At 60.7% G+C, this 6,824-nt stretch carries 4 protein-coding genes; all 4 read right to left on the bottom strand.

Going from position 1 to position 6,824, the window contains the following annotated elements; translation table 11 throughout:
- Window positions 1-8 precede the first annotated feature (8 nt).
- The 4 genes from PMI26_RS05255 to PMI26_RS05240 all read right to left on the bottom strand — a co-directional run bounded on the left by PMI26_RS05255 (window position 9) and on the right by PMI26_RS05240 (window position 6,435).
- On the bottom strand, window positions 9-1,073 hold the full coding sequence (locus PMI26_RS05255; RefSeq protein ID WP_007978588.1) for an imelysin family protein: 1,065 nt from the start codon (window positions 1,071-1,073) through the stop codon (window positions 9-11).
- Between the two features lie 27 nt (window positions 1,074-1,100).
- A complete protein-coding gene (locus PMI26_RS05250) occupies window positions 1,101-2,528 on the bottom strand; it encodes a di-heme oxidoreductase family protein (protein WP_007978590.1) in 1,428 nt (475 codons plus the stop codon).
- Window positions 2,529-2,808: 280 nt separating this feature from the next.
- Entirely contained in the window at window positions 2,809-4,152 is a 1,344-nt protein-coding gene (locus PMI26_RS05245; protein ID WP_007978592.1) for an imelysin family protein, read from the bottom strand.
- A 231-nt stretch (window positions 4,153-4,383) separates the two neighbouring features.
- Window positions 4,384-6,435, bottom strand: coding sequence for a putative bifunctional diguanylate cyclase/phosphodiesterase (locus tag PMI26_RS05240; RefSeq protein ID WP_007978594.1), 2,052 nt, complete (start codon window positions 6,433-6,435; stop codon window positions 4,384-4,386).
- Between the last annotated feature and the right edge of the window lie 389 nt (window positions 6,436-6,824).

The raw sequence follows: 6,824 nt of genomic DNA on the forward strand, positions 1-6,824 counted from the left end.
GGCCCTCATCAGTCACCGTCGTTGGCATTGAAGCCCAGCTGGATGCCCAATGCCTTGGCCAGATCGGCCTCGTGCAGGCGATGGACGACGTTGAGGCTGTCATACAGCTCGTTGAGTTGCTGGCGGCCGGCCTCGTCATTGAGCATGTCGGTCAGCGTGCGCTGGTTGCCGGCAAACAGTTTCAGCGAGGCGGCATAGGCGGCATCGATCTTGTCGGCCAACGGCTTCTGCTCGCTCGGCAACAGACCGCGCAGGCCTTTGTTATCCACACCTTCCCAGACCGTTTTGGCAGCCGCGAGGCTGGCTTCGAGGCTGGTCAGGGACGACTGGCTGCGCCAGGCATCGGCCTGGAACGGTTGCGGCACGCCCTTGCTCTGGCGACCCATCGGCGTGCCGAGTTTTTTCTTCAGGGTGTCGATGGCGGTGACTTGAACCCGCAGCAGATCGGCGATCGCTTCGTGGGAGTCGGCGTAACGCTGGTTCGGGAATTTGCTCATCTGCGCGAGCATGCCGTCAGTGTTGTTCCAGGTTTGCAGAATCTCTTCGGCCAACTGTTTCTGGCGTTCGCCGATGGCGATCAGCAGTGGGCAGTATTTGCTCTTCTGCTCAGCGTTGGCCACGTCAGGCTTGCTGTCGAACAGAATGTATTCGTAGGCCGAGAGGCCCTGCACCACGACACTGGACTTGGCCAGCGCTGCCACATCGATCTGCGGCTGGGCGCTGACCAGTTGCTCGACCTGACGGCCGACCAGGTTTTTCTTGTCCGGCCAGAACTGCACTTGCCACGAGCGGTTGCCTTCGGCCAATGGCCCGATCAACAGCGGTTGCAGCTCGGCCCAGGCTTTTTGCGCGTGCAGGAAGTCGGCCCGGGCGGTTTCCAGGGTTTCCTTGCCCTCGCAGTATGCGAGGGCGCTGACCGCCAATTGACGGTCGGCTTCAACCCAGCGGGTGTAGGTCGGCAGGATCACCGACTTGGCGATGGCCGCCGACGTGACCGCTTGCGGATCCTGGGGCGAGCAGGCGCCCAAGGCGAGGGCGGCAAGGCTGGTGAACAACAGTTTGGGACGGAACATGTCGGGCTCCCGCGAGTGGAATGCGTGTTAAAGGGAATTCAGGAACGCCAGCAGCGCGGCGCGCTGCTCGGCATTGAAAGACAAAACCTGTTGCTGCGCCGCTGTCGCCTCGCCGCCATGCCAGAGCACGGCTTCGAGCAGGTTGCGGGCGCGGCCGTCGTGCAGGAACTGGGTGTGGCCGCTGACCGCTTGTGTCAGGCCGATGCCCCACAACGGCGGGGTGCGCCATTCGCGGCCACTGGCCTGGAATTCGCTACGGTTGTCGGCCAGGCCGTCGCCCATGTCATGCAGCAGCAGGTCGCTGTAGGGGCGAATCACTTGATTGGCCAGCTCAGGTTCGGCGGCGTTGGCGGCGGTGGTGTATTTCGGTGTGTGACAGGACTGGCAACCGGCCTGATAGAACAGGGTTTTGCCGGCCAGCACTTCAGGTGCGTTGACGTCACGACGGGCTGGTACGGCGAGGTTACGGCTGTAGAACAGCACCAGGCGCAGGATGTTATCGCTGACTTCCGGCTCGCCATCGGGGCCGTTGCCATTGGGTGCCTGTTTACAGGCCGTTTGCGCGTCCGTGCAATCATCAAAGGGCCGCAGGCTGGTCGTGAGGCCCATATCGCCCGAAAACGCGTGAACATTCTGTTGATTGAGGTTCGGTTGTCCGGCTTTCCAGCCAAACCTTCCCAAAACCGTCTTTTGCCCGGCGTCATCCCAGACCCGGTTCGGTCGTCCGCTGATGCCGTTGTTCGCCTTGGCCTGTGCCTCGGCGTTGGCCAGGATCGCCTCGTCAGGGATCGCCTCGAGCAAGCCCAGGCCAATCATCGGCGGGGCAACCCGTGCCGAGAAGCGGGTGTCGGGGTGCATCGGGCCGTAGCCCAGCTGGGTGATGTTCAGGCTGGGTTTGCGCAACTCGACTTCGGTGCCGTCCTTGAAGCGAACCGGCACGGCGGTGTAATCGACCCGCACTTTGCCTTCGGGGGCCACGCCGGGTACGGCCATGTCCTGGAACTGACCGCCGTAGACGGGCTCCGGCACTACGCCGATCTGCTCGATGACCTTGGCATACGCCGGGGTGTCGGGAATCGACAGGCGTACCAGCATCGACACGGCGTTCACATCGTCCGCAGTCGGTGGATGGCCGCGGCCGTCCTTGATGTGGCAGCCCTGGCAGGCATTGGTGTTGAACAACGGGCCGAGGCCATCGCGCGCGGTCGTCGTCGAAGGGGCGATCACCCAAGGGCTGCGGAAGAAACTGTTGCCGACGCTGAAATCCACACGCCGGGACGGCGGCAGGTTCGCCGAGGGCATGGAAAACGCGTTCTGATCGGTCTTGCGCACCGTTGCACTGCCGCCGGAGCGGGCTTCACCGGGTTCTGCCTGGGTGAATTTCGGGGCGTCATCGCAGGCACTCAGGCCCAGGGCCAGAAACAGTGCGGACAAGCGAAGAGGCAGCGAGGGCATCAGGGATCCTGCAAGACGAGCAAAACAAGGGCGCAAAGTCTAACAGGGGATGGGAATTTGAATAAGAGGAATTATCGTTTGCTTGATGTGGGGCAGCGTTTATCTGGAAACGATGATCCCTCTGTGGGAGCGAGCTTGCTCGCGATGGGGCCATCATGACCAATATCAATGTTGAATGTGCTACCGCTATCGCGAGCAAGCTCGCTCCCACAGGGGATGAGCTGTGGCGGACACAAAAAAGGCGACCCGAAGGTCGCCTTTTTCATTCAGCCAGCGTTGATCAGAATTCGTGATCAGCGTTGTCCGGGTTCAGGTCGTTGATGCCCAGTTTGCCAGCGGCGGCTTCGATCGAACCGGTCTGCTTGACCAGGGCGGCGATGGCGTCACGGACGATCTGGTTGCCTGCGGTGTTGCCGGCAGCGATCAGCTGGTCGTAGTGCTCACCCTTGTTGGCGTGATCAACCATGATCTGGATCTTGGCTTCGGTAGCGGCCAGGTCGTCTTTGAGCGCGGTGTCGGCAGCCGGGTCGGCCTTGGCCACCAGGGACGACAGGCTGGCGCCGGTCATTTTGGTACCGTCGACACGGGTGTATTCACCCAGGTACACGTTACGAATGCCCTTGGCATCGTAGAAGTGCGAGTTGTGGGTGTTGTCGCTGAAGCAATCCTGCTCGTCTTCAGGGGAGTTGGCTTCCAGGGAAACCTTCATGCGCTCGCCCGCCAGTTCGCCCAGGGACAGGCTGCCCATGCCGAACAGCATTTTGCGCAGGCCGGTTTCAGCCGGTTCCGCTTCCAGGGTGGCGCGGTAGTTGTCGGCCACGTTCGGCTTCCAGTTACCGACCATTTCTTCCAGGTCGCTGACCAGCAACTGAGTCACGGACTTCAGGTAGGCACGACGACGATCGTTGTGACCGCCGGTAGCCCCTTTGCCTTCCAGGTAGTCGGAAGCCGGACGGTTGCCGGCGCCAGGGCCGGTGCCGTTCAGGTCCTGGCCCCAGAGCAGGAATTCGATGGCGTGGTAACCGGTGGCGACGTTGGCCTCGGAACCGCCCAGCTCGTTCAGGCTGGCGAGTTTTTCCGGGGTGATGTCTTTGACGTCGACCTTGTCTTCGCCGATCTGCACTTCAGTGTTGGCGATGATGTTGGCGGTGGCACCCGGGTTGCCCAAGGCGTGCTCATAGGACTTGTCGACGTAGTCGATCAGGCCTTCGTCCAGTGGCCAGGAGTTCAACTGACCTTCCCAGTCGTCAACGATGGTGTTGCCGAAGCGGAACACTTCGCTCTGCAGGTAAGGCACGCGAGCGGCAACCCAGGCAGCCTTGGCGGCTTTCAGGGTGTCGTCGTTCGGCTTGGCGAGGAAGGCGTCTACGGCGGTTTGCAGGGTCTTCGCGGTGGATTCGGCATCGCTATAAACGGCGAAAACGATGTCGGCGTAGTGAGCGACAACGGCTTTGGCGGCGGCTTCGTCGACTTTACCGGCAGCGGCAGGTGCAGCAGCCGGGGCGGCCGCGGTGCTGGCGGCTGGCGCAGGCGCGGCAGCTTTTTCTTTGTCACCTTCGCCGCAACCGGCGAGGGAAATAGCGATGGCCAACAGACTGGCGGTAGCCAGAGGCATACGAATCATGGCGAACATCCTGCTTCGATAGGGGTGGAGTGGCGCTATGCGCACGCAAAACTGCGACATAATGCAAATCTTTCGCATTATGTGTAAAGGGTTGTAGGTGGAAATATTTCTTATTCACGAATCCCTGTAGGAGCGAGCCTGCTCGCGATGGACGTCAACGATAACGCAGGGAACCTGATACCCCGCGGTGTTCTCAAGTTCATCGCGAGCAGGCTCGCTCCTACAGGGGGATTACAAAATAGCCGCGTTACTGCGTTGGGCCTGCTTGAGGTAAACGCCCAGTTCCCGCGCCGGCAATGGCTTGCTGTAGTGATAACCCTGACCTTCGTGGCAGCCTTCGGAAATGATGTAGGCCTCCTGTTCGGCGGTTTCCACACCTTCGGCTATCACCTGCATGCCCAGGCTTTTGCCCAGCTGGATGATGGCGCGAACGATGGTCGCATCGTCGTCGTCATCGAGCAGGTCCTGAACGAAGCTCTTGTCGATCTTGATCTTGTCCAGCGGCAGGCTCTTGAGATAGCTCAAGGATGAATAGCCGGTTCCAAAGTCGTCGATGGCGATCAGCGCACCGGAGCGGCGCAGGCTGAGCAGATGCTGGGCTGCGGTGCTGATGTCTTCCATCAGGCCGGTTTCGGTGACTTCCAGTTCCAGGCTGCGTGGCGGCAGGCGGTACATTTGCAGCAGGTTGTTGACCACCCGTGGCAGTTCGGCGTGGTGCAATTGAACCGTGGACAGGTTGACCGCCATGCGCAGGTCACTGAAGCCTTGGTCATGCCACTCGCGTAATTGTTTGCATGCCTGGTCCAGCACCCACTCGCCGATGGCAATGATGGTGCCGTTCTGTTCGGCCAGCGGGATGAACAGGTCCGGTGGCACCATGCCGTGTTCGGGGTGCTGCCAGCGAATCAGGGCTTCGACGCCCACCACGCGGTTGTCGCGATAACTGATCTGCGGCTGGTAGACGAGATAGAACTGATTGCGGAGCAGCGCATCGCGCAAGTCTTTTTCCAACTCGCGGCGGCGGCGCATTTCGGTGTCGACACTGGCGATATAGAACTGATAGCGGTTGCGCGAGCGGGTCTTGGCCAGCGTCATGGTCTGCTCGGCCTTTTGCAGCAGCTTCTCGGTGCTGTCGCCGTCCTCGGGGAACAGGGTGATGCCGATGGTGGCGCGCAGGCGGATCTCCTGATGGTCGAGGGCAAACGCCGCTTCCAGATCATCGAGAATGCTTTGTGCCAGCTCGGCGGCTTCGTAGGGTTGTTCGATATCGGCCTGGACCAGGGCGAACTGGTCGCCACCGAGGCGGGCGAGGGCACCCAGGCGCCCGCTATGGCCGCGCAGGCGATCGGCCAGGGCCAGCAGCAACTGGTCGCCGGTCTGGTAGCTGAACTGCTCGTTGATGCCCTTGAAATCGTCGAGGCCGACACACAACACCGCGACCCGGCGTTGCAACCTGCCGGCGTCGATGAGGATCTTGTCCAGTTGCTGCTGCAATTGCTGCCGGTTCGGCAGTCCCGTCAGGAAATCGTATTGGGACATGCGCAACAGGCTGTTTTCCGCCTCGTGGCGCAGATGGGTATTGCGTTCGATGGACTCGAGCAACTGGTTGGCAGTGTTGATCCAGATGCCCAGTTCGTTTTTCTCGTGGCCCTTGAGCAGCGGAATCTTGTGTTCGCTGGGACGATCCGGATTGATTTCCGTGAGGTGCTCGATGATTCGCGACAGCGGCTTGGTCAGCAACCAGTGATAGACCAGATACAGCACCAGCCCCATGGCGAGCGCGCGCAGTACGCCGGAGATGAAGATGATCACCGAGCTGACAATGAACCCTTGGCCGTAGGTGGCGGTATCGAGGGTGATGCTCAGGTCGCCGTAATACTCGCTGTAAGGCCCGCGACCGACCAGTTGGGTGGTGAAGGTGCGTTCCTGGCCGAGAATCAGGTCGGTCAGCCAGCGGCTGTGGGAGTGCTGCAGTTCGCGGGTTTTTTGCGCGAGCATGGCTTCGTTGGGATGGCCGATGGAGGCCTTGCGCACGGCGGCGTCCTGAAACAGGCCTTCGATCACCTGCATGCCCATTTCCCGGTCCAGGCTGTAGACGGCCTGGGTCGAGGGGTCGCGAAACATGTCGAGGATGCGTTCGGCATCGCTGGCGACGGCCTGGCGTGTTTTATAGGCATCGAACACAATCTGCGCGCAGCTCAAGACCACGCCGACGATCAATGCCGACAGGAGCACGACCCGGAGCAACTTCACCGACAAGCTGTTCTTGAGTTCCAGCTTCAAAGGGATATTCCTTGTTCCGTGCGGGTAGTATCAAGTTGCCATGAGTATTGGCAATCCCGTTATGGCAGTCAAAGGGACAATCATCCTTGGGGGATTTTGCCTGCAGCTTGGCTGATTTGCAGTTGTCTTGACGAGTTAGCCTATTAGCACTGTGTCGGTTGTCGAGTCCTTCAACTTTAGGGGTGGGGGTGGAGATATTTTCCTTTTGTTTGATGTTAGCCGTCTGTGGCGGGGGGGCAAGGGGCTCGAAGCTTGTTTCATCGTTGGGTTTTTAACCGGGTACATATCCGTTTCTGCGGTAACGGCGGCTTATGGTTTCGCCCTTACGGCGAGTCCCTTTGGCAAACGCCCCAAAGGAACCAAAGGTCTCGCCCCTTACGTACGGCCCC

The organism is Pseudomonas sp. GM33, assembly GCF_000282295.1.
GTDB classification, from domain to species: Bacteria; Pseudomonadota; Gammaproteobacteria; order Pseudomonadales; family Pseudomonadaceae; genus Aquipseudomonas; species Aquipseudomonas laurylsulfatiphila.

Coding starts and splice junctions, on each gene's coding strand:
- PMI26_RS05245 (WP_007978592.1), bottom strand. CDS start 4,152: ATGATTCGTATGCCTCTGGCTACCGCCAGTCTGTTGGCCATCGCTATT.
- PMI26_RS05250 (WP_007978590.1), bottom strand. CDS start 2,528: ATGCCCTCGCTGCCTCTTCGCTTGTCCGCACTGTTTCTGGCCCTGGGC.
- PMI26_RS05255 (WP_007978588.1), bottom strand. CDS start 1,073: ATGTTCCGTCCCAAACTGTTGTTCACCAGCCTTGCCGCCCTCGCCTTG.